Below are 23,470 nucleotides of genomic sequence, written 5' to 3'. Positions count from 1 at the left end.
TTACGACCACTTTTTCAGTGGCGTCCCTATAGAGGTGGGAGTCATCTCCCATCTGATATTACTCCTCGATATGTGCGATTGCTTTTGCAAGCTGTTTCTTAGCGCCTAAGTTACCCTGACGTGCGATCATGATACGCTGTGCCTGCGGAGAACCTGCACCATGCATGGACTCTGTACGATATCCAACTGCTGCTGTACCAAGAGAAAGGTTCTCAATGAGACGAAGGATTTTCAGACGATTCTCTGTTGTTACATCAGCAACACCTCTGAAGTATTTGTCAATGTATTTGCCAAGTTTCTCATCGCGGAAATCTTTCTCAGATGGAGCTGTAACCATCAGACCACCTGCGATATCCTCTGCCAGACGAACGATTTCATATGGGAAACGTGTAACGTTCTGTTTACATACGTTTGCAAGAAGCAGGTTGATGATATATGCGCCAGACTCTGTAGCTGTTCCCTCTGTGGAGCAAGCAAGACCACAGCAGTATAATGTCTCGTTTAAGTGAGTCATCTCGATGAGTTTATCTTTTACTGCGGAAGCTTTTGCAACACCGTTGTACTCAGCTGCAACTGCTGCTGCACCGATCAGGACATCACCTACACCAACTTTACATCCGCCGTAAGACTGACGATGGTAACCAGCGAAACGCTCTACTAACATTCCAGCGAACTCTGTCTCACCATTCATGAAGATACGATCGTTTGGTACGAATACGTCTTCGAAGATAACCAAAGCTTCTACACCACCGAACTCGGAGTTTCCGACATCCATCTGTGTGCCTTCCAGTTTTCTTGTATCACAGGACTGACGTCCGATGATCATGAAGATACCTTCGGAATCAACCGGTACTGCGAAAGATACTGCGTAATCTTTGTCATCCGGTCCCATAGCGATAGTCGGCATAACGATTACTTCGTGTGAGTTACAGATACCTGTCTGATGTGCTTTTGCACCACGAACTACGATACCATCCGGGCGGCGCTCAACAACACGTAAGTACATATCCGGATCTTCCTGTGCGTGAGGTGCTTTGGAACGATCACCTTTCGGATCTGTCATAGCACCGTCTACGGTTAAATCGTTGGTTGCACAGTAGTTCATGAATTTTTTGAAGTTCTCATGGTAAGATGTACCATATTTTTTATCGATTTCATATGTTGTGGAAAACTCTGCGTTGAACGCATCCATTCCTACACAACGCTGGAAACAGGCTGCGGTTTTCTGACCACACAGTCTCTGCATTTTTACTTTGTTTTTCAGATCTTCTGTGCTCTGATGGATATGTGTGAAACGGTTGATCTTCTCGCCTGTAAACGGAGATGTAACAACCATCAGATCCTGATACTCCGGATCCTGAGCCAGATCATAAGTCATTCTTACAGAATTTAATGACGGACGAAGAATCGGATTGTCTACCGGATTCTCTACCTTCTCACCGAACATGTAGATCTCCATGTTCATTTTGCGGATACTCTCGATGTACTGTTCACCAGTCATAAGTGCCATTTTTTGTTCCTCCCATTTTCTCGTTGATTTAATTGCATTTTTGCATCATTTTTATGTTATGATGCAATTATACACCATTATATGTATTTTTGCAATTATGCAGATTCACAAAATATTTTGCAATTTTAAAATAAAGACTGCCGTCTGTGCATATATTTCTGTACAATATGCACAAACAGCAGTCCTTAGTGCTGTAAAAACGCAATTTTAACGTTTTCTCATTATTTCTTTTTCTGGCTTTTCATCAAGCCCAATTGCTCATATTTTTGCCGTTTCCGGACAAAAGTAGAACTGTCCATTCCAAGGCTCGCTGCCGCTTCACGGATATTTCCAAATCTGGAAAACGCATGATCCAGATACCCGGCTTCAAATCTGGCAACCTCCATTTTCAGATCTACCTGATCCCGATAGCTTTCCTGCTTCTGCTCCACTTTTTCAAGCCGATCATGCATAAACAGATCCTGTGCCCGGATCACATCACCGGTGCTGATGATTGCTGCCCTCTGCACCAGATTTTTCAGTTCCTGAATATTTCCCGGCCACGGATAATCGTTCAGACACTGGTAACTTTCCCGATCAAACTGCTTGTTCTGTCCGGTTTTATAATTGTACTGGTTCAGGAAGAAATCAAGTAGCGGAATGATGTCCTCCCTGCGTTCCCGCAACGGAAGCACCTCCATGGAAAACAGTGAAAACTGCTGCAACAGCAAATTATTAACACTTGTCATCTGCTCTAACTGCTGCACAGAATACTTACTGCCGGCGATCATCCGGATATTCAGTTTCTGCAAATATCCTTCTTTCATCACGCAGCATCCATCCCGGAGTACTGTCAGCAGATCTCCCTGAATATCTTCTGGTATCTCTGCCAGTTCTTCGATATATAACGTTCCGCCTTCCGCACTTTCCAACAAGCCGATCTGCGGCTCATGCTCTGCATTTCCCGGTGTTCCAAACAGATAAGTCTCCAGATCATTTTTCGGCACAGCAGAAAAATTCAGACGTAAAAACGCAGCTTCTGTCCGGTCAGAATGTGCATGGATATATTTTGCCAATCGGAATTTACCGCAGCCGTTTTCTCCATAAAGCAGTACCGGCAGATCCACCTGCGCCATTTTTCGGGCAAATTCCAGCAGTTTTCTACTCGGTTCTGCCACCGCAACCAGCTCCACATCTCCGTCCAGTTCCTTGCGCATACGCTCCAATTCCTGCATATACTGACGATTCTGCTGCTCCTTTCGCTGCAATTCCTTTCGGATGGAATAGATTTCTGTAATCTCACGAACCAGTGTCACCACCATAACCAGATTCGTTTTGTCATCGCCATCAAAAATCGGTGTACTTGTGATGACTGCCCGCTTTCCGGTTCGGAAAATCTGCTCACTGGTCACAGACTCTCCGCTTTGCAGCACAGAAAGTGTACCACTCATGGATACTACGCCGGCTTCCACCAGATCTTTCATGTTTTTCCCAATCATTTCGGATTTTCTCAGACCACTGATCAGCTCGTAACTGTGATTCAGATACACCGTATTCGCTTCCCTGTCTGTAATATAAATACCGTCATGAAAATTGTCCAAAACTGCTTCCAGATAATCTTCCACCTGGAGATTTCCGGAATCTTTTTCCTGCAAATTCATATTTTTGCTCCTTATAAAATTGCAAAAATGCATCAACTAATCTTTATAGTAAATGATTTTTTGCATTTTTACAATATGCAGAAGCAATTTTTTCACTTTTTTTAGTCAAGACTTACTGGTTTACATGCATTTTTTCAACTATTTTCCTTCTCACACCTGAACCTGCAACCTACAATTCCTGTTTCAGACAGGTTTTTATATCATCTTCAGCATTGCTGATCAGATGAAGCTGGAACGTATCCACCAGATACTGCACCACATTCGGACTTAAAAATGCCGGCAGGATCGGACCAAGGTAAATATTCTTGATCCCAAGACTTAATAACGCAAGCAAAACCGCTACCGCTTTCTGCTCATACCAGGACAGGATCAGCGACAACGGCAGACTGTTGACATCTGTATCGAAAGCATCCGCCAGTGCTGTGGCGATCCGTACCGCGGAATATGCATCGTTGCACTGTCCCACATCCAGCAGACGCGGAAGGCCTGCCACCGTTCCAAAATCAATTTTATTAAACCGGTACTTTCCACAGGCAAGCGTCAGGATCACACAATCCTCCGGCACCAGTTCTGCAAACTCTGTATAGTAATTCCGCCCCGGTCTGGCACCGTCACAGCCGCCGATCAGGAAGAAATGTCGGATTTTTCCGTCTTTGACTGCCTGTACGATCTCTCCGGCATGGCTTAAAGTTGCTTCATGCGCAAAACCTGTCAAAAGTTCAGATGACAGATGACAACTTGGGCAATCCGACGGTTCTATTGGTTTTACATCCTGATCTTCGGAATAGCCGCCCAGTTCCAACGCCTGACGGATGATCTCACTGAAATCTTTCTCGCCGTTTGCATTTTTTCCGATATATTTGACACCGTCCCATCCAACGACATTCGTACTGTAAATACGGTCTTTGTAACTTTCCCGCGGACGCATCAGACAATTTGTTGTCATCAGAATACATCCCGGAAGATTATCGAATTGTTTCTGCTGATCCTGCCACGCTCCGCCAAAGTTTCCGATGAGATGCGGATATTTTTTCAAGCCTTCATAGCCGTGTCCCGGAAGCATTTCTCCATGAGTATAAATATTCACGCCGGTTCCTGCGCTTTGCTGCAACAGCATTTCCAGATCATGAAAATCGTGTCCGGAAACAATAATGAAAGGGCCTGCTTTCAGCGTTGTTGATACTGCATGTGGCGTTGGATTTCCATAAGTCTGTGTGTTTGCCTCATCCAGTGTCTTCATTACTGCAAGCGCCATCTCTCCGGCTTTCATAGAAAGACGGATCAATTCTTCCACCGTCATGTTATCATCCGTCACAGCCGACAATGCTTCCACATAAAAATCATCCACTGCATCACTAAAATAACCTAATTCCCGGGCCTGATGTCCATAAGCACTGATTCCTTTTAACCCATAAATGATCAGTTGGCGCAAAGAACGGATATCTTCATCCAGATCCTGATCATACATGATTCCGGCAACCTCTGCGGTGCGCAGCATTTCACTTTTTTCCTGTGGCAAACGATAAGACATATAGATGTTTTCCGTTGCAACTCCTCCGATCTGCTGGCGCAGTTCATCTTTGATCTTCTGCGCCTCTTTCAGAAGTTTTACATGCACTTCCGAATCAAAATTTACATTAGTCAGCGTGGTAAACAGACAGTTTTCAATAAAAGAGATCACACCTTTATCCAGTTTTTCTCCCTGATCCAACAGTATTTTTCCATAGCAGCTGATGCCTTTTAACTGAAAAATGAGCAGATCCTGCAAGTTGGCAATCTCCGGTGTCTTTCCGCACACGCCCTGTCGGGTACAGCCTTTTCCGTTTGCAGTCTGCTCACACTGATAGCAAAACATTTCGTATCCAAGTTCCATATTATTCTGCATGACAATTCCTCCAATCATCTTAATCCGTTTAGAACTGTCTTTCTTTTACATAAATTATATTGCAATTAAATAATCGAACAGTTCTCACTCCATTTAAGATGCATGGTTTGCTCAAATTTTATGCATTTTTCCTTAAAATTGAATCCCCCATCTGATATTTATCGTTTTCTGAACCACACCTTTTCCTTAACAAATTTTTTTCAACAAAAAACGGAACCACAGCGCTTAACTCTGTGATTCCGCTTCTCATACTTTTTTCAATTCTCATAAAAGCATTTCTGCTTTTATGCTTCGGCTGCTTCCTCGTCAGCTTCCTCATCCTCCGGGATGCTGTTTCTGATTGCATCAACCATGACAACGATTGCTTCCGGATCTGTGTGAACATCGATATCCGGGTTTTTAGAAATCTCAAGATCTTTGACACGGATAACATCGCCGACTTTCATGCCTGCTACATCAACATTTACGTGATCAACTAATGCTGCCGGTAACGCTTTGTATTCGATTTCCTCTAAGCACTCCTGCAGAGCACCTTCCAGGACTTTTTCACGGTTCTCAATTACAACTGCTGCTGTAGAATGAACTTTCTCGGTACTTACCAGTGCCTGGAAATCAATCTCATCAACGCAACGTTTCATTGAATTATAATCTACCTCTTTGATCAGAACATCGTAATCCTGTCCTTCTACATTCAGCATAATCTGGCTTCCTTTGTGATCTGTTTTCAACAGACGTTCTACTTCCATCTTGTTCATCTTCAACGGAACAGAGCCTTCGATTTCTTTACCGAACAGGTTACCTGTTACGAATCCTTCTCTTCTGAGTTTCTTTGCTTTGACATCCATGCTTCTTTTTTCAGCTTTTAAAGTATTCATTTATCTTTTCCTCCAAAAATCTGAATTGCTTAGCAGCCTTCTACAAAGAGGTTTTGTTAAGTAGTTCCTTATTTGTTACAACGCAATTATAGCAGGTATAGCAGAAACAGATTAACCAAAATTGTAAAAATATTTGCATTATTTTTGGTAATTATTTAACGGTTCCCTGTTAAAATTTGATTTTACCGTTTACTACACGATAAGTCTTGCCCTGTACTTTGACCGTTCCGTTTTTGGAAAAATCAACTTTTCCGCCGGACAGATACCAGTAACCGTTCTCATTGTGTGCAATTCCGCGGAAATTGAAGTTTACTTTTCCGTTTTCGATTCTCCACCAGCCATTTGCATTTTTTGCTACTCCGGTATAACTAAAGTCTACTTTTCCTCCTCGGATGTACCACCAGCCGTTATGGTTTTTCTCCACGCTGTTGCAGTTGAAATCAACTTTACCATTGACAATTCTCCACCAGCCATTTACATTTTTTGCTACTCCGGTGTAACTAAAGTCTACTTTTCCTCCTCGGATGTACCACCAGCCGTTTTCGTTTTTCTCTACGCTATTGCAGTTGAAATCTACCTTACCGTTAACGATTCTCCACCAGCCGTTTGCATTTTTTGCTATTCCTGTGTAATTAAAGTCTACTTTTCCTCCACGGATGTACCACCAGCCGTTTTCGTTCTTCTCGACACTGTTGCAGCTGAAGTCTACCTTACCGTTGACCACTCTCCACCAGCCGTTTTTGTTTTTCGCTACGGTAGTTACAGTTGTTGCAATCTTGTTATCTTTGTAGTAATACCAGTTTCCGTCTGCATCCTTCTCATCAGAAAGTCCGTCTTTGTGTACCGGCTTCGGATCTGGGGTTGGTTCTGCTTTCTTATCAGCATTCTTTGCAGCTGTAAACACCTCATCCAGAGATGTCTCTGCTTCTTTCTGTGTCTCTGCTACTTCTTCCGTCGTTGTTGCTGCATTGATTGCTTCCTTCGCTGCTGCTACTGCAGATTCAACATCTGCTTCGTATGTGGATCTCTGATCTGCACTTAAGTTTGCAAGCTTTTCGATTTCTGCTGTGATAGCGGTAGCTTTTTCGGTTACTGCTTTTACAGCTTCTTCTTTTGCTGCTTTCAGTTTTGCCTCTGCTTCCGCAGCCGCAATATTCTTCTCTGAAACTTCTGTTGCTTCTTTTACAAGTGCATCTACTGCAGTCTTTGCATCTGCCGCTGCTTGATCTACATCTGTAGTTGTTGCTGCTTCATTGACTTTTGCAATTGCTGCATCAGCTGCTTTCTCTACTTTCTCGTTATAAGCTGTAATTTCTTCTTCGCTTAAACCTTTCAGATTTTTGATTGCTTCTTTCTGAGCAGTTGCATAATCAGTAATTTCTTTACTTGCTGCAGTTTTTGCATTTTCTAATGTAACATTTCTGATCTCTACATCGAATGTCGCTGTCTTTCCTGCATATTTTACAGTAACTGTCTGTTTCTCTGCTACTTTACTGCTGTCAAAACCAGTTACGATTACTTTGGACAAATCTACAACATCTTCTGTTCCGTCTTCATAAGAAGCAGTAACTGTCATACCGGTTGTGTCAAGTGATTCACCCAGATCATATACTGTCTTTGTCGGTGCATTTACTTTAATTCCGGAAACGGCTACTGTCTTTGTACTTACCAGTACCGGAGCCATATTTTCTGCATTTGCATAAGATTTTGCCCCTTCTTTACTTACAAAGAAAATACGATTTGCCTTGTCGACCTGTTTGCCAACCATATTTACAGCCAGCGTGATACTGTCCTGACCGGCTGCTTTTGCCGCTGCAACTAATGATGTAACATCTGCTGTTGCTATTGTACCATTCGGTGTACTGATCAGTGCCGGATCATCGCTTACAATCTTTCCAAGGTTAAATTCTTCTGAAGTAATTACTCCATTTTCTTCCAGAATTGCAGGTTTCGTTTTCCAGTTCAGAGTATTTTCTGTCCAGTCTGTATTCTCTGCCATGGCAATCTGAAGCTGTGCATCCAGATTAGCAGCTTCATTGTGGCGTACACCCAGTAAAGTCATCTGTAATTTTACACGGTCAACCTGAGTAAGATCAATCTGTGACACATCAAATTTCAGATATGTAACTTTATTGTCACTTCCACCTGCGGTTCCCAATGTTCCTTTCGAATCTGTTCCGTAAGAAGTACGCAGGAAATTCTTTGCGCCAAAGTCTGCTGTCTGATCTCCGCTCCAGCTGCCTGCAAATGTATCCTGAGATACGACGGTTCTGGATACTTCTGCATCTTTTCCGATAACATTTTTCACAGTTGCACGGATGACAGGAGCCGCTTCCTTCTCTGCATCCAGTTTTGCTGCGCCTTCGGTACTTGCAAATGCCAGTTCATAGCCATTCTCATCACATACAGCCAGAGAAAGTGTATTTTCGGCATCATCCATATTTTTGATAAGTTCTGTCACATCTACGATTGCTTTTGTTCCATCATAGTTTGAGTCAGTAATAGCAACATTATTTTTCACTTCACTGTTTTTATCAACCTGAAATTCTTCTGAGTAAACAGCTTTTTCCGTATCCCACTCCGGATGTGTATTCCAGGTTGCCTTCTTCGCATCCCATTCTCCGGACACCGGAACAACCATCAGCCGATCTGTTCCTGTTGAACTATTACTGCGTCTGTTAATCAGGGTAAGTTCCAATTCCGCTTTATCCAGATTCTTAAGATTTTTTTTCAGGTCTGATACATTAAATTTTAGAACACTGATTTTTCCATCACTTCCATCGGAAGTATCTGTTATCCTTTCACCGAATAATCCATACTTTTCCGGATCAGACTTTGCATTTGCCATTCGAAGAACACGCAGATAGTCATTGTCTGAATAGGTTGTATTTTTTTCTGTTTTCCAACCTGCCAGATATGTATCCTCTGTTGCTGTAATCTTTACCAGCTTTACCTCACCGGCTTCAATATTGACAGTAACCGTTTTCTCTGAAAAAGCTCCGTACTCATCCAATGCCTTAAACGTAATTTCTCTCCGTCCGCTGTCACTGTCAGAGGTTTCCCATGTAAATGTGCCAGTTTCGGCATCAAAGGATGCGCCTTTCGGGAGCGCACTGACCGCAGATAAGGTTACCTTATCATTTTCAGGATCTGTTGCTTTTAACCGGAAAGAAACTTTCTCACCGGCTTTCACATTAAATGGCTCATCGTCCAGATTTTCAAATACCGGTGCCTCATTTTTCTTAATATTTTCACCGTTTGCAAGGAATGTAAAGTTTTTCACACTGTCTGCAACTGTCAGATCAACCTGTGAATCATACTCTACCAGCTTTCCGCCCAGATACAGATTATCAATCGTTACATTGTCAATGTTTTTGAATGAAAACGGTGTGTCTGCATCTTTAAACCAGCAATCCTTAAAGGTCACATTTTTCGGGTTAAACATAGTCAGATCATTCGTATTCGGAATATTGGCGGAATTATTTCCGTTATTTGCAGTAAAAGAACAGTTATTAAATACAAGGTTCTCATAATTCGGATTTCCTTTATTCGTTCCATTCTGAATACTCAGTGCACCACCGCCACCATTTGTTCCATATCCTGTCACATGCAGGGTATTCACATTATTAAATGTATAATCCCGCAACTGATAGCTGCCGCCATCCGCTTTAAAATGGGTATTATGACCCAGACGGATTGCGTTGGCAAACGTACTCCATCCAAGTGTATCATTGATATTCACATCTGTCGTATCATCGGTATCCCAGTTCAGGCGGTCTTTATTATAAATAGCGGCTGCAGCAGCGATATTCTGATCTTCTGTGGACAGATTATTCAAATCTTTTCCCCATAGCTGTCTTTCCGGGAACTCATTACTTGGATTATAATGTCCGGATGCAAACGTATCATCATTTCCCATTGTGATCGCACCATTTACGGTAATTCCCTGTCCACTGGTCAGATCAAGTCCATCTACCCAGGAATGCTGGAACGGAGATAAGCCCTTAATATTATTGTATGTAATATCTTTTACTGTATGGCATTCCCAGTTCCATTGCTTTACATCACGAACATAGGTATCGTTAAAGGTAATATCCTGTGAGCGAACTACCATACTTCCTCCCTGATGTCCACTCAGTCTTGCATGTGCCTGATCCCAGGTATATCCATAAGTACCCTGTCCATCGATGATACCACGACCTGAAATTGTGATATTGGAAGAATCCCAGATGCCGATGGCCGGCTCCATCGCCTGTGTACATTCCTGCAGACGGTTGACAAGCAATGCGTCCTCATCCAGATAAATATTTAACTTCCCGTCTTTGCCATTTCCATCCCAATTTTTAATCGATAAACCTGACCAAAGATAAGTACCTGCCGGGAAATAAATCGTATCCAGTGTATCACTGTTTTTTACTTCTTCCAATGCAGCCTGAAATGCTTCAGACACATCATTCTTCTGCCGTGCACGCTTATTCGGGAACACAACCTGTTTTGCATTATAATCCTGAAATACTCCCTGTCCATAAGACCATGTATACTCTTTTCCATCATTCATAGATGTGTCTGTAACAGTTCCGGCCTCCGTACAAACTTCCCCCACCGTATCCGTAATCGGATGTTCCTGCAGATATTTTTCTGCAAATTCTTTGAAATTCAGCACATTGGTTGCTGCCACATCCGGTTTGTTCGTCTCTGTCGGATCGTTGATGATTGCCAGCTGCGGTTTTCCACTGGTATCATTGATGCTTCCGTTGATATTAACGATGCAATAACGCAGACCATTTGACATTTTAAATTTTACCGTCTTTTTATCTGCACTGATTTCAAAAGAATCCTGCGGATAATATCTTTCCGGACTGACATAAACACTGTCAATCGTAGAACCGTCTTTCAAGGTAATCTCAAATACCGGTTCTGCATCATCCGAAGAAAATCTTGCTACATCCATATGATAAAATTGACCTGGATTCTCCTGCTTCTGATATTTATAAACAGAAACAGGTGTACCATTTACTTTCAATTCATATTTGGTTGATTCCTGATACTGTGCAGATTTTAACACATCACTGTTAGCTACAACTGCAGATTCATCCACATCCGGTGTCGTCGGATCATCTCCCGATTTTCCATAATCATGAATGTTTCCTCCGGTTTTATCCTGTACCTTTGTCTGCTCTGCTGCCTGTCCGTTTTCCACGGCAAATGCCGGGATCGGATACAGGGTAACGGCCATTGCCGCAGCTATGGAAAGTGCCATTGCTCTTATCCCTGTTTTCTTTGAATATCTCTTACGATTTTTATTCATGGTTCTCCTCCTTTTTCTTAACTCATGCAGATTTTCCCCTCCGCCTATACTGCCTGTACCCCAAATTAAAAACTCCCTTCTTTCGGCAAAGTCCTTTTCCTGTTCCTCTTTTCACCATCCTTTCAACACGGAAATGTTATAATTCATCGGATTATCGATTTCTTTTCCCGATTGTTTGCGCCATTCTCTTGGTGTTGTCCCGACAAATTTACGGAAATTTCTTATAAATGCACTGTCTGTCCGGAATCCTGCCTGGATTCCCGCATCACCAATACTGCAATCCGTATAACGAAGCAGCTCACATGCTTTTTTTACCCGAAGCAGGTTGATATAGTCTCCCGGTGTGATTTTCATGTATTCGCTGAATTTTCTCCGGAAATGCGTCTCGCTTAAGTGACTGAGCTGCGTCAGATTCTCAATGCGGATTTCTTCTTTGTAATGAGCATCCATATATTCCACTGTTTTTAAAATATCTGCCAGATATCGGTTGTGATACGTCATCGGCTCCTGCTCCCGGTCTCCCGGATTGAACCGGATGATCATCAAAAGCAGCGACAGAAGGGCTCCATTTACGGAATCCGTATAAAATTCATTCTTCTCCCGCAGTTCATCCAGCAGAATCAGCATCTGCTTTCCGACTTTCAGATCCATCTCTTTTGTGATCACGAACATCCTGCTGTGCAGTCGTGCGATCAGTTCCTCTGCCATCCTGCCTCTGTTTAAAAACTGTTCTTTCAGAAATTTTTCACTGTCCACATACAGATATTCCCATTTCTGCAGGTTATTGTCTTCGCCCTCTGTTCGATGCGGAAAGTTTCTTGGAATCACAATAACGGTTCCCGCCCGATATGATACAAGTTCATCGCCAAAATGCATGACACCTTTTCCCGAATAACAATATCCAAGTTCCAGATAATTGTGAAAATGCATGGGATCTGCTCCATAGCGTGTAATCCATTTTTCTCCAAGCAGCGGCAAAACCGGCATTCCCTGTGGCATTTCATAATAGCGAAATTCCACATTTTCTTTTTCCAGATGATTTTTCATAATTCCTCCAAAGACGAATACCTGTCTCTCATTCGCTTTCCATTTGCTGCTCACAAATATTCGTTTTCATCTTCAGCATTTACATAATCTGATTGTAACAACTCTGATTTTTTATTATACTTCTATCCCACACAGTTTTTTACGTTTTCTTCCATTTTCTGTTCTGTGTTTCTTTCTGGTTTTATTATATTCCATGGAATATGCACAATTTAAGAGGACTTTTTTTGTATTTTCTGCCATTTTTCAAACAAAAAAAGCACATGGAAGTTTGCATTTTCTTCCATGTACTTTCAAAAATTACCTGTCTGTTTTAATTTTTACCCGTTGTATTCTTCCATATCCTCTTTTTTGGGGAATTTCAATGTGATGGCGGTTCCGATTCCCGGTGCACTGTTGCAAATTACCTCAGCATTTTTCTCATAAAAAATCATCAGACGCGTTTTTACATTAGATAAACCGTAGTGTGTCTTACCATCATCCGGCGACGCTTCGTCCAGCATCTTTGGATCCATGCCCACACCATCATCCTGTACCTGAAGAACAATCTCATCCCCCATTAATCGTCCGGAAAGCCGCACCGTTCCGCGACCGCCGTCTTTTTCATCAATTCCGTGACTGACTGCATTTTCCAGAAGCGGCTGCAACGTGATTTTCGGAATCAGATATGGAAAAATTTCCTCATCAACATCCAGTAAAAATTGCAGTTTTTTCTTTTTGCGCATTACCTGAATTTCCATATATGCCTGACACATCCGGATTTCCTCACCGATCGTAATGATATACGCGCCACGACTCAAAACCATCCGGTAAAACCGTGACATGGAGGACAGTACACTTCGAATATTGTCTGTCTCACCTTTTACTGCCATCCAGTTCATCATGTCTAACGTATTATACAAAAAGTGGGGACTGATCTGCGCCTGCAGCGCATAAAGCTGTGCTTCCGATTTTTCTTTACCTAGCACATACTGTTCTTCCAGCAAATGCTGAATCTGTTCCACCATTTTATTGTAACGTTGCGTCAGTCTGCCAAGTTCATCTCTGTATTCCGGTACCGAAATTGACTCCATTATCCCCTGATCTACTGCTTCCATGGTAGTATCCAACTTGCGGATACGTCCCAGAAACGGTCTGGTCCCAAGCTGCAACAGCACGAAAGAAATCCCACAGACTATGATATAAAAAATGAGCATTTCCCGGATGATTTTTCCTGACTCCTGCATCAGAACGTTCCGCGGAACAATAGAAACCAGTGCCATACCACCTTCTTCCAGCTTTTTATTGCGCACAAGCCACGCACCATTTTCCACATGAGTATCCCCTGATGTTCCCTCTAATTTTGGCAGACGTTCCTCCGATATTTTTTGACTGCCACCGGACAAAAGAATCGTATCATTCTCATCCAGCAGATATAGCGTCTGCTGATCCATCATCCCATTCATACTGTCTCTGACGGCATCCACAGGAATCATGACTGCTACGATTCCAAGCAGTTCCGAATACTGCTCTGTATTCCAGATTGCCCGAAAATTTGCCAGATAACTTTTTTTCTGACCATAGCGATTCTTTTCATGTACCACGCGCCAGGAAGCTCCCGCCGTCTGTTCCAGATTTTGGGCATCTACCTTCCATTTAGTCAGATCATTTAACGGTCGATAACAGGTATTTCCGCTTTGTGAAATCAAAAATTTTTCCGGAATATAATACAAAATGGAAATATCATCGGAACTCAGTTCCAGCTGATAGGTATAATCCGACAACGCATCGAATTTCTGCAATTCCTGAACCAGACCGTCACTGTCATCACTGCGCAAAGCATCTCCTACCTGGTCAGACACTGTGACCAGCGAACCGATACGCCCGATGCGATCCTGAATATTATCCATAGTCTGTTCCATCCGGTCAAAGTTCTTATCCATGGTATACAGCTGCATCTGACTGGATTTTTGCACCATTCGATACAGCGTAATGCCAAAAATAACCGTGATCGGCAGAATACCGATTCCGAAAAAAAGCAACAACAGCTTTCTGGACAATTTCCAGTGATAAAAAAATGGCAGTTTACGTTGTCCCTTTTGTTTCATAACGCTTCCCCATCATCTTTCTGTAATCCGTCGGTGGCATTTTCCGATTTTCCCGGAACGCTTTTGCAAAATAATTTCCGTTGGAATAGCCGCATTTTGTCGCAATTTCATCCACCGTCTCATAAGTCTGCGTCAGCAATTGCTCCGCACGTTCCATACGCATTTCACTGATATACTGCTTGATTGTCATGCCAAGTTCCTGCTTAAAAAGCTGGTTCAGATACGTCGCAGACAACCCAAAATGATCTGAGATCATCTGACCGCCAAGGGCACTGTCTGACAGATGCTGACTGCAATAGGTACGGATATCACTGACCACCCGGCTGTATCCTTTCTGTTTCTCCAGACACTGTTCCATTCCCTGCAGCAACTGATAAAACCGTTTTTTCAGCTCCTGAATGTGCCTGCTGCCTGACAAATATTCCATATAATGCTCCACTGTCTCCAGTCCTGCATTTTTCAGGCTTTCCGGATAATCCTTCAAAATCTGACTGGCAAAGGTTTTTGTCAGTGAAATAAGCTGTGCGCCTTCCGGTATTACATCCTTCTGCGCGCAAAATTGTTCCAGCTGCTCCCAATACCAGTCACGGACACGCCACGGATTTTCCCGGTAAGTCTGAAGAAACACCTGATAAATTCCCGGATCGATAAATTCGTGTTTTACCAGATGCTGTAACTCCAGATAACGTACTTCCGGTTGAAAAAATCCCTGTTCCATGGCAAATTGTGCCATGCGGCTGCTGTTGTACACCTCTGATAACCGCTCCACAAAATATCCCACCGCAACGGTATACTCCGGGTATTTTGCCACAAACTGATGCAGCTTACGGCGAATCTCCTGCTGCCGCTTTGCTCCGCATGCCACAACTGCAACGGAAGTAGTAGCAGCCTCTGATTCCGGCATCAAATCAAACAACAGGAAATCCGTACTGTCTGCCAGATATTGTTCCAGCTGCTCCCTGCACTGCTCCAACTCTGTCATTTCATTCTCAAATCGGATTTCTACACACAGATATTTCTCATCTCTGGCACATACAAATCCGCAATTCTGGCAGATTTCTTCCAACAGTTCTTCCGCTATGTTTTTCTGCTGTAATAAGTGCAAAAATCTTGTCTTCTGATAGGAAATATTTTCTTTCTGCAGTTGTACTGTTTCCTGCTGTCTGCGGATTTTTCCTACTGCTTTTTCCAATGCCTCCAAAACTGCCTCCGGCTGAATCGGTTTTTCAATAAAAGCCACTGCCGACAGATCAATGGCATCCTTTAGATACTTTGTCTGCATATATCCCGTGATAAATATAATCTTGCACTCCGGCACCAAACGAATTGCTTCTTTGCAAAAATCAATGCCATTTTTCTGCGGCATACGAATGTCTGTAATGATCAAATCCGGCAGATACCATGACACGGTGTGCAGAGCCTCTTTGCCATTTTCTGCCTGCATTACTTCTTCGATTCCATATAATTCCCATGGAATGTTCTCCGCAAGTCCTTCCCTTGTATACACATCATCGTCCACAATCAGAAGCTTCATGATCGTTCCTCCCAATACTGATCCAGCTGTTGCTGCAAAATATTCAGATATTCCTGCAATCCTGCCTCGTACAGCTTGTCAATTGCCGTCTGATAATCTGCATCAATATCATCCGACACGCCACAACATAACGGCAGCAGATAGTCCTTGCGTACTTCCTCCAGCCGACTTTCAAGCTCCTTTAATCCATTATCTTCCCAGGTAAAATCAATGAGCGGATTGTCCGGTGCAGTTTTTTCTACTTCCTGCTGCCGCTTTTGCAAATCTGTATATACCTGTGCCCACTGCTTATCCTCAATATATTTCGGCAGCTCCAGCGTATGATCCGGGCTTCCTACCCAATAGGAAAAAGCGTCTTTACTTACAATTTCTTCATGTGAGATCTCACCGTCTTTTTTTTGATAATGAATCCCTTCCACCCCATAAGATATCAGGTTATAGAAATCCTGATCTGTATGCAGTTTTTCCAGAATCTTTACTGCCATTTCCGGATTCTGGCACTTCGCAGACACGGAAATACAGGACAATTCCTTTCCACTTCTTGTTTTTGTGATATTTCCACTGTACAGATCATAATCGAAAAATCCATATTCCCACTCCGGATGCTTTTCATACAAAACTGGTACATAGGTATCATTTACAGACCAGATCGGTGCATTTGTCTCACACGGTTTTTCATCCCCAAGCAACATTTCAAGAGCCGTCATACCCTCATTATCTGAGGAAGCTAAAATACCAGGATTCAGGATTCCATCCTGATACCACTGATGCACCACATCCAGAATCCGTCGAAATTCCTCTGTCTCAAAACGGCTCACCACGTTTTTCCCGTCTGTGGCATCCACCACCGCATACGGCATAGTATGAATTGATTCAATCTCCTGATATTCTTTGTTAAAAATCGGCCACAGAGCAGTCCATACCCGATTATCTGTAATCAATAAAGCGTTTTCATATCTTGGATCAGCTTTCGCGGCATACAGATAATTCTGCATACTCTCGAAATCTGTCACTTCCGGAAGATTCCAGTCCTTCAATAAATCACTTCGATAAAAAAATCCACCACCGGTATCACTGATGGAATCTGCCTTAAACTGCGGGATTCCATACAAACCACCGTTCCACTCCAGATTCGTCAGAAAATCCGCCCGGTAATCCTCATAATGAGCAAACAGATCCGGCACCAGATCACGATACTGATTCAGATCCAGAAATGCCCCTTTTGCTGCCTGCTGATAATAATCCGAAAAGTTGCCATTTGAGATAAAATCGTACTCACCGGAAGCGATCGCCATATTAAGCTGTGAACGCTCATCTCCCCATGGAATATAGTCAAACCGCAGATGACATCCCAGTTCTTTCGTCATCTCATCCAGTTCTTCGTAAAATTCATCCATTCCATTTTCCGGCATAGTTCCAACAGTGATCGCCCTCAAGGTCACATATGTATCCGCTTTTGCTTCGGAATCTGCCTCCTGTTTCGTCGCAGTTCCACATCCGCTCAGACTTAATGCTGCTATGGTACTAAATAACGTCAGATATCCAGCTGCCTTTTTCATCGTTACTGCTCTCCCCTGATTTTCCTCTTTCTGCCAATTCCAAAATCCCCTATACATATTTGCTGTAAAATGTGCATAAGGCAACGCACGATATACTTTCAAGAATGCTCCGGCATTCTTGTTGCGAGGTGCGCGTCATGCAATTGCATGACATACTTCAACTGCGCACCTCTGTAATCCTGCCGGAGGCTATATCAGATGGGGGATTGGCTCCCACCACTGATACTAGCTTGTTTCTCACCACCTATAGGACGCCACTGAAAAAGTCCTTATTTTGTGCAAAACAGTACAAGATAAAGTATACTTGTATGTTTTGTGCTACTATATATTGTATGTAAAAACGGTTTTTCAGTGGCGTCCCTATAGAGGTGGGAGTCATCTCCCATCTGATATACTTCTCCTGCACATCCCAGGATCCTCATCTAACACAAGATCTAATGCATTATTATAAAAATCTCAATCTAATGCATTATCGTAGAAATCAATACTGAAATACCAAGTACCGCACCCAGAATGATCAGTGTTCCATACCAGGTATTCAGTTTTAATTTTCCAAGACGAACGTCCCATCCTTCGTTCTCAATAAATTCCGCATGAAATCCATGCTCCGGATTCTGAACATTCGCATTGATCTCCTCTGCTGTCATATTTCCAATAGATTCGCGCTGCTGCTGTTTTTCCAGTTTTTCATAATGCTCTACAATCATATCTGCAACTTTCGCCGGATCACCCAGTTTGCGCATAACCTGCTCCATGGTCTTTCCGCCGGCAACCTGTTCCTGAATATAATCCTCATAAATGTGCATCTGATCGGTGATCTGATCGTCACTTAATCGACCTTCCAACTGTAATTTTAAAATATATAAAAAATCATCCATTTATTTTATCTCCTTCATCGTCATAGTTCTTCTTTTCATTATGATATTTTGCTGTTTTAAGAATTTGCCTTCCTCTTGTTACAATATTTCTTATATCAGAAATTTGCATCTTCCCTTATTATAATATTTCTTATTTTCGGTTACTTGCATTATCCCATTTTTCTAACATATAAAATAATTATACCGCATATAAAAAGAGACTGCAAAATTTAATTTCGGTACATCTATCAAACTTTGCAATCTCTTTCCTTATTTTCTGTTTTCTTTTTCTTAGGTAAAACGGACATTCGCAATCCGCTTTCGCTACTTGCTCATGAACGCAGTCGCTTTGCGCCCTGTCAGTGGGAGCTTAACTCCCACTGACATAAGCATCCCCCTTACCCACCACTTAGTGCTCTACGCACTTGAAGCGGGGAAATGCTTATTCTGCGTTCAAAATATGCATCCTGTAATCCCCGGCTTGCTTCTCCTAAAAATATTTGTCTGTAGCCATATATCAGGAATCCGCCTCCACGTAATATAACGTATCCGTATCGGTATCATAAATCGCAATACTGAAATTATACGACACACGCTCCAGAATCTGCTCATCACTATTCTGCTGTTCTGACTCCGCCTGCCGATCCACAAAGTAATAATATCCGTGTTCTACTCTTGGAAGCTGTTCCTCTGAAAAAGAAACATATGGACCGACAACCGTTACCGATAATCCCTCATCATATGTAACACCATAAAGCAATGCTTCTAAATTTTTTGTCAAAGGAAATGGCTTCCAGGCAGAATCTGCCTGAATCTGTTTTAATAAGGAATCATCCGCAAATGTCCATGTCTGCAAAGAATCTCCATCCCCATGAGAACCACTATGGGTATCTACATTTTCAATTAGGTTTCCCTGTGCCAACGCAAGATCCAGTGTCTTCGAAATCCGTGCCATCTCAACGGAATTTGTCAATTGTTGATTTCCTGATGCCCCTAAAAACAATGACAACATGATAACCCAAAACATTTTCATCGGCTTTTCCCCTTTCTCATTTCCAAAAATATTTAAGTCGAACGCACGTAAGACTTGGTGCGTGATTCTGGTCAGAGTAAACTGTGACATATTCTTTTCAGAATCTCTGCACTCTACACTTCGTTTTTTGAAGCTATCACTTATTATAAAATCGAAACGTTAGATTTTTTGAAAAGAACCTTTAAAATTTTTTTAATTTTATTTCTCTTTTTCACTAGAGAAATAGCCGATATTCATATTTAGAGGACGTGTGTCATTCATCACTTTCCTGAGTACATTTCTATCTTATTTTCCCTCTAAATTGCCAGAAGATTTTTGATTGCTTCCATATAGATCAGAACCGCTTCTTCCATTTCGGATACCAGAATAAATTCATCTGCACTGTGAATATGATAATCCATATCCAGTTTTTCCGGACCAAATGCAATAATATTTTTCAAAGATTTCGCATAAGTTCCGCCACCGATTACCATCGGTTCATGCTCAGTATCTCCTGTCACGTCCACGTATGCTTTATACAATGCTTCTACCAGCGGAGACTCCCGCGGGAAAAACAGCGGATCACCGATTTCTTCTATCTCGATCCGACCATTTTCATCTTCCAGTCTGCCTTCGCACATTTTGCGAACATCTGCTTCTTTGAAAGTAACCGGCACACGAATGTCAATGGTACAGGAAATTACGCCATCCTCTGTTTTTACAATTCCGTTACAGAATGTCAGATCGCCATAAGCGTCCTCACACTTCAAACCAATTCCGGCTCCATCACAGGAAGTTCCAAGGTGTGTGTTATAAAATTTTACAAAATCATCCTCAAAACCTGCTTTTTCCAAACATTCAAATGTTACGCCAGCTGCATTGATACCAAGTGCCGGTGTACTTGCATGCGCCGGAACACCTTTTGCATAAATTTCAATCTGACCGTTTTCTTCTGTTACTTTGTACTCCTGAAGTTTTGTGTCACCAAGCGCAACTTCCAATTTTTCTTTTAATCCAGCTTCTGCCGGAATCACGGTTGTACAACTGTCGCATACCGCATTGGATACAAAACCTCCATTCATGGAAATAATTTTGGTATGTTTGGAATATGCCATCATAGACATATGTCCTTTTTCGCCATGAATACACGGGAAATTTGCATCCGGTGTAAATCCGCAGGACAACTCCTCAGCGACCCCATTATAATGTTCCATACATTTCGAACCGGTCTCCTCATTGCATCCCATGATCAGACGTACCCGTTTATTCAGCTTCACGCCGGAATCACGAAGCAGCTTCATTGCATAAAGCGCCTCAATCACCGGACCTTTATCATCTGTCGTTCCACGTCCATATACATAATCTCCTTTGCGTGTCAGCACGAAAGGATCATAACTCCAATCTCCACCAACCGGCACGATATCCAGATGTCCCGCGATTCCTACGATTTCTTCGCCTTCGCCCATCTCCGCGTAACCGCAATAATTGTCCAGATTTACGGTATGAAAACCAAGTTCTTCTGCAATTTTCAGTCCTTCGCTTAATGCTTTTGCAGGACCTTCGCCAAATGGTTTGCCCTCTGTCGGTGTGCCAAGTTGAGAGTCAATCGCTACCATTTTACCTAAATTTGCAATCATCTCCTCAGATAATGCATGAATTTGTTCTTTGATATCCATAGTTCCTCCTTATGCATCAAAATCTACTTCAAATACGCCTTCCGGTGTACGCATTGTCAAAATTCCCAAATTAAAATCTTCATCCCGAACGGTAATATGATACTCGAAAACTACATCTTCCTCAAATTTTGATAACAACAGATATACTCCATTCTCTTTTCCATCTATCTGGTCACAGATATCGTTGTATACTGCCTCACCGGAAATCTCTCTCGGATAACCGGATGCCTTTATTTTCTGCTCAATCAGTTCATATAATTCGTTCATACTATGCCCTCTTTTCTACTATTTTTTAATATTATCAAAAATCACTATTTTTCTTTTTGTTATAATATATATTTATAAAAACACTTATTTTTCCTATTCCTTTTGCTATCAGCACTGCTTTTAAGTCAAAAAAATCGTTTATATTTTTTAAATCGTATATGCCGCTTTCTTTATGAGTTTCGCATATACATGTTCCACAAACCACGGCTCCGTTGATTTTTTCAATGCTTCTTCTGGCGTAAACCATGCCACACCACTATTTTCATCTGCCTTTATCGAAACCGCTTCTTCTGAATCAGCTTCCAATAAATATGTCACATTAAAATGCAAATGACTGGAAACATATTTTTCATTTTTCCAATGACCATCTACGGTAAGCGATTCCACTGAAAAAATATCCTTCGACACCGGAGTCACATTGGAAATACCAGCTTCTTCTTTCACTTCCCGAACCGCCACAGATAACAGATCTATCTCACCATCCGCATGACCACCTAACCATGACCAGGAATTATAAATATTGTGATATACCATCAGCACTTTGCTTCTGTCCTTATTTACCACCCAGGCAGATGCCGTCATATGTGCCACGACATTTTCGCGTAAAAATGCATTGTCGTTATTTTTTATCCACTCCAGAATGAGCGGTTTATCCATTTCTTCCTGCTCGTTATATGGCTGATATTGTTCGATACTGGCAATCAGCTCCTGTCGTGTCATAATTTTGTTCTCCCTGTTTTTATATTTTTCAAAATGTATCTTGATCTTCTCGCAGACTCATAGCATTTCTACGCCCATTCCGCCACATATTGATTTTAAATATTTCTATGTTTTAGAAGGCATCAGCAATACATAAAAAGTATCTTTCCTTTTTATCTATAATCATCTATTTTAAATCCGCATGCTTCAAATGCTGCTTTCTGATTCTGCTCCAATTTCAGCATTCTTCCTTCAGAATATGCAATGCTCTGATATTTTTCACTGCCAAAGAACACTTCTTCCTTTGTCGTCAGTTCTGGATTCTTATCTAACAACAGATCTGTATACCATTGTTGCATAATGACAGTTTGTGGCTCACCATTTACCTCCAGCATGATTTTTACATTATCATTTGTCACTGTTGATGTATAACGAACCCCATCGTAAATTACATCATAATTCCAGGAGTTCGCATTATAATCTTCCAGATCATTAAATGCAAACCAGTAGCCCTCATCCAGATTATATTTATCCAGACATTTTGCCACAGTCTCAGGAGACACTGTTAATTCAATCGCATCGCTGCCATTGTTTGCTTCTTTCACAGCAGTTTGAAGCTCAGATTTTCTACCGGCAAGCTCCTGCAAATAGGCTTCTGCATAGATGCCTTCATAAGTTGTCTCCGGACTCCATGTAAATTTATACCATTTATCATCTTCGCCGTCTACCTCTACCAGCTCATAATCCGGCTTAAAAGCAAAAAGATCATTCAAAACTTCATTTTCAAATACTTTTCGAAATATTGGTGCTGTATCACCTAATGTAACTCCATTCTCATCTGTACACGGAACGCCAACAAACGCTACTGGTTCCATTGCACCATCGTCAGTTACATTATCGAATACCCCTTCATTTCTTGCAGTATCTAAATCAATGGCACCTGCAATGCCACATAGTGATGCCATCAATTGTTGCAACACTGTTTCTTTATCTCTATTGTCACACACATCTTGATTTGTATAATTTTCTGTATTAATATAAGTCTCATTTCCATCGGAATCTGTTGTTGCTTCCATGTTGTCTGCTGTCACATACAATTCTTTTGCATCTATGATTCGATACTCTGCCTGAATGTAGTCTATCTGTTTTTCCTTTTGTTCCGATTTTGAACTATTTTTATTATTTGAAGTATCAGTTTCACTATCTAAACTCACAGATACATTATCTTTATTGTTTGCCTTATCAGAATTTCCACATGCTGTCAGACTAACTGCAACCATTGCTACACATAATAAAATTGCCACCATTCTCTTTTTCAAATTTTATGTCCTCCTCCAGCAAAATATATATGCCCTCTATATTGTAATCCAATGCATTTTTCTCTAATTTACAAAAGTCCCCTACTTTTTATTATTTTTTATATTTTAACATAAGCAATCTAAAAATTCTATCTGACTATTTACATTTGATTTAAGTTCCTTTTTAAGTTTCTATTTTATTTTCTAAAAAGCAAATCA

General features: G+C 41.7%; 16 protein-coding genes. All 16 read right to left on the bottom strand.

What is annotated here, in order from left to right; all coding sequences use genetic code 11:
* Positions 1-58 precede the first annotated feature (58 nt).
* The 16 genes from DXB15_RS02175 to DXB15_RS02105 all read right to left on the bottom strand — a co-directional run bounded on the left by DXB15_RS02175 (position 59) and on the right by DXB15_RS02105 (position 23,272).
* Positions 59-1,510 (bottom strand): 4-hydroxyphenylacetate 3-hydroxylase family protein, encoded by a 1,452-nt coding sequence (locus DXB15_RS02175; protein WP_118701881.1) that lies wholly within the window; start codon positions 1,508-1,510, stop codon positions 59-61.
* A gap of 221 nt (positions 1,511-1,731) precedes the next feature.
* On the bottom strand, positions 1,732-3,150 hold the full coding sequence (locus DXB15_RS02170; RefSeq protein ID WP_158582172.1) for a sigma 54-interacting transcriptional regulator: 1,419 nt from the start codon (positions 3,148-3,150) through the stop codon (positions 1,732-1,734).
* A gap of 169 nt (positions 3,151-3,319) precedes the next feature.
* Entirely contained in the window at positions 3,320-5,035 is a 1,716-nt protein-coding gene (hcp, locus tag DXB15_RS02165) for a hydroxylamine reductase (RefSeq protein WP_109214669.1), read from the bottom strand.
* 118 nt (positions 5,036-5,153) lie between these two features.
* The gene (locus DXB15_RS16870; RefSeq protein ID WP_158582171.1) at positions 5,154-5,303 is read right to left on the bottom strand and encodes a hypothetical protein; all 150 of its coding nucleotides are present in this window, start codon (positions 5,301-5,303) and stop codon (positions 5,154-5,156) included.
* A gap of 16 nt (positions 5,304-5,319) precedes the next feature.
* Positions 5,320-5,910 (bottom strand): 50S ribosomal protein L25, encoded by a 591-nt coding sequence (locus tag DXB15_RS02160; protein ID WP_118701879.1) that lies wholly within the window; start codon positions 5,908-5,910, stop codon positions 5,320-5,322.
* 169 nt (positions 5,911-6,079) lie between these two features.
* Positions 6,080-11,218: a DNRLRE domain-containing protein gene (locus DXB15_RS02155; RefSeq protein WP_118701878.1), complete on the bottom strand. Its 5,139-nt coding sequence runs from the start codon at positions 11,216-11,218 to the stop codon at positions 6,080-6,082.
* 111 nt (positions 11,219-11,329) lie between these two features.
* The gene (locus tag DXB15_RS02150; RefSeq protein WP_109214666.1) at positions 11,330-12,265 is read right to left on the bottom strand and encodes an AraC family transcriptional regulator; all 936 of its coding nucleotides are present in this window, start codon (positions 12,263-12,265) and stop codon (positions 11,330-11,332) included.
* Between the two features lie 317 nt (positions 12,266-12,582).
* A complete protein-coding gene (locus DXB15_RS02145) occupies positions 12,583-14,349 on the bottom strand; it encodes a cache domain-containing sensor histidine kinase (protein ID WP_118701877.1) in 1,767 nt (588 codons plus the stop codon).
* Complete coding sequence (locus tag DXB15_RS02140) at positions 14,327-15,883, bottom strand: helix-turn-helix domain-containing protein (RefSeq protein WP_118701876.1); 1,557 nt, start codon at positions 15,881-15,883, stop codon at positions 14,327-14,329. Before DXB15_RS02140 ends, DXB15_RS02145 begins: the two co-directional genes overlap by 23 nt.
* The gene (locus tag DXB15_RS02135; protein ID WP_158582170.1) at positions 15,880-17,442 is read right to left on the bottom strand and encodes a DUF3502 domain-containing protein; all 1,563 of its coding nucleotides are present in this window, start codon (positions 17,440-17,442) and stop codon (positions 15,880-15,882) included. The genes DXB15_RS02140 and DXB15_RS02135 overlap by 4 nt, the downstream gene beginning before the upstream one ends.
* A 461-nt stretch (positions 17,443-17,903) precedes the next feature.
* Positions 17,904-18,320: an HAAS signaling domain-containing protein gene (locus DXB15_RS02130; RefSeq protein ID WP_109214662.1), complete on the bottom strand. Its 417-nt coding sequence runs from the start codon at positions 18,318-18,320 to the stop codon at positions 17,904-17,906.
* A gap of 496 nt (positions 18,321-18,816) precedes the next feature.
* Positions 18,817-19,332 (bottom strand): hypothetical protein, encoded by a 516-nt coding sequence (locus DXB15_RS02125; protein ID WP_109214661.1) that lies wholly within the window; start codon positions 19,330-19,332, stop codon positions 18,817-18,819.
* 296 nt (positions 19,333-19,628) lie between these two features.
* A complete protein-coding gene (locus tag DXB15_RS02120; protein WP_187119633.1) occupies positions 19,629-20,987 on the bottom strand; it encodes a M20 family metallopeptidase in 1,359 nt (452 codons plus the stop codon).
* Positions 20,988-20,996: 9 nt separating this feature from the next.
* Entirely contained in the window at positions 20,997-21,254 is a 258-nt protein-coding gene (locus tag DXB15_RS02115) for a hypothetical protein (RefSeq protein WP_109214660.1), read from the bottom strand.
* Positions 21,255-21,401: 147 nt separating this feature from the next.
* Positions 21,402-21,974: an NUDIX hydrolase gene (locus tag DXB15_RS02110; protein WP_109214659.1), complete on the bottom strand. Its 573-nt coding sequence runs from the start codon at positions 21,972-21,974 to the stop codon at positions 21,402-21,404.
* A 152-nt stretch (positions 21,975-22,126) separates the two neighbouring features.
* Complete coding sequence (locus DXB15_RS02105; protein ID WP_118701874.1) at positions 22,127-23,272, bottom strand: hypothetical protein; 1,146 nt, start codon at positions 23,270-23,272, stop codon at positions 22,127-22,129.
* Between the last annotated feature and the right edge of the window lie 198 nt (positions 23,273-23,470).

It is taken from the genome of Roseburia sp. OM02-15, assembly GCF_003481835.1.
Classification (GTDB): domain Bacteria; phylum Bacillota; class Clostridia; order Lachnospirales; family Lachnospiraceae; genus Eubacterium_I; species Eubacterium_I ramulus_A.
Note: the sequence above shows the minus strand (reverse complement) of the source record. Positions and strands in the feature narration are given on the sequence as shown.

What these genes read in the sequence shown, in the direction of transcription:
- DXB15_RS02160 (WP_118701879.1), bottom strand. Translation starts at nt 5,910, where the DNA reads ATGAATACTTTAAAAGCTGAAAAAAGAAGCATGGATGTCAAAGCAAAG.
- DXB15_RS02155 (WP_118701878.1), bottom strand. Translation starts at nt 11,218, where the DNA reads ATGAATAAAAATCGTAAGAGATATTCAAAGAAAACAGGGATAAGAGCA.
- DXB15_RS02175 (WP_118701881.1), bottom strand. Translation starts at nt 1,510, where the DNA reads ATGGCACTTATGACTGGTGAACAGTACATCGAGAGTATCCGCAAAATG.
- DXB15_RS02150 (WP_109214666.1), bottom strand. Translation starts at nt 12,265, where the DNA reads ATGAAAAATCATCTGGAAAAAGAAAATGTGGAATTTCGCTATTATGAA.
- DXB15_RS02145 (WP_118701877.1), bottom strand. Translation starts at nt 14,349, where the DNA reads ATGAAACAAAAGGGACAACGTAAACTGCCATTTTTTTATCACTGGAAA.
- DXB15_RS02120 (WP_187119633.1), bottom strand. Translation starts at nt 20,987, where the DNA reads ATGGATATCAAAGAACAAATTCATGCATTATCTGAGGAGATGATTGCA.
- DXB15_RS02130 (WP_109214662.1), bottom strand. Translation starts at nt 18,320, where the DNA reads ATGGATGATTTTTTATATATTTTAAAATTACAGTTGGAAGGTCGATTA.
- DXB15_RS02135 (WP_158582170.1), bottom strand. Translation starts at nt 17,442, where the DNA reads ATGAAAAAGGCAGCTGGATATCTGACGTTATTTAGTACCATAGCAGCA.
- DXB15_RS02110 (WP_109214659.1), bottom strand. Translation starts at nt 21,974, where the DNA reads ATGACACGACAGGAGCTGATTGCCAGTATCGAACAATATCAGCCATAT.
- DXB15_RS02115 (WP_109214660.1), bottom strand. Translation starts at nt 21,254, where the DNA reads ATGAACGAATTATATGAACTGATTGAGCAGAAAATAAAGGCATCCGGT.
- DXB15_RS16870 (WP_158582171.1), bottom strand. Translation starts at nt 5,303, where the DNA reads ATGAGAATTGAAAAAAGTATGAGAAGCGGAATCACAGAGTTAAGCGCT.
- DXB15_RS02170 (WP_158582172.1), bottom strand. Translation starts at nt 3,150, where the DNA reads ATGAATTTGCAGGAAAAAGATTCCGGAAATCTCCAGGTGGAAGATTAT.
- hcp (WP_109214669.1), bottom strand. Translation starts at nt 5,035, where the DNA reads ATGCAGAATAATATGGAACTTGGATACGAAATGTTTTGCTATCAGTGT.
- DXB15_RS02140 (WP_118701876.1), bottom strand. Translation starts at nt 15,883, where the DNA reads ATGAAGCTTCTGATTGTGGACGATGATGTGTATACAAGGGAAGGACTT.
- DXB15_RS02125 (WP_109214661.1), bottom strand. Translation starts at nt 19,332, where the DNA reads ATGAAAATGTTTTGGGTTATCATGTTGTCATTGTTTTTAGGGGCATCA.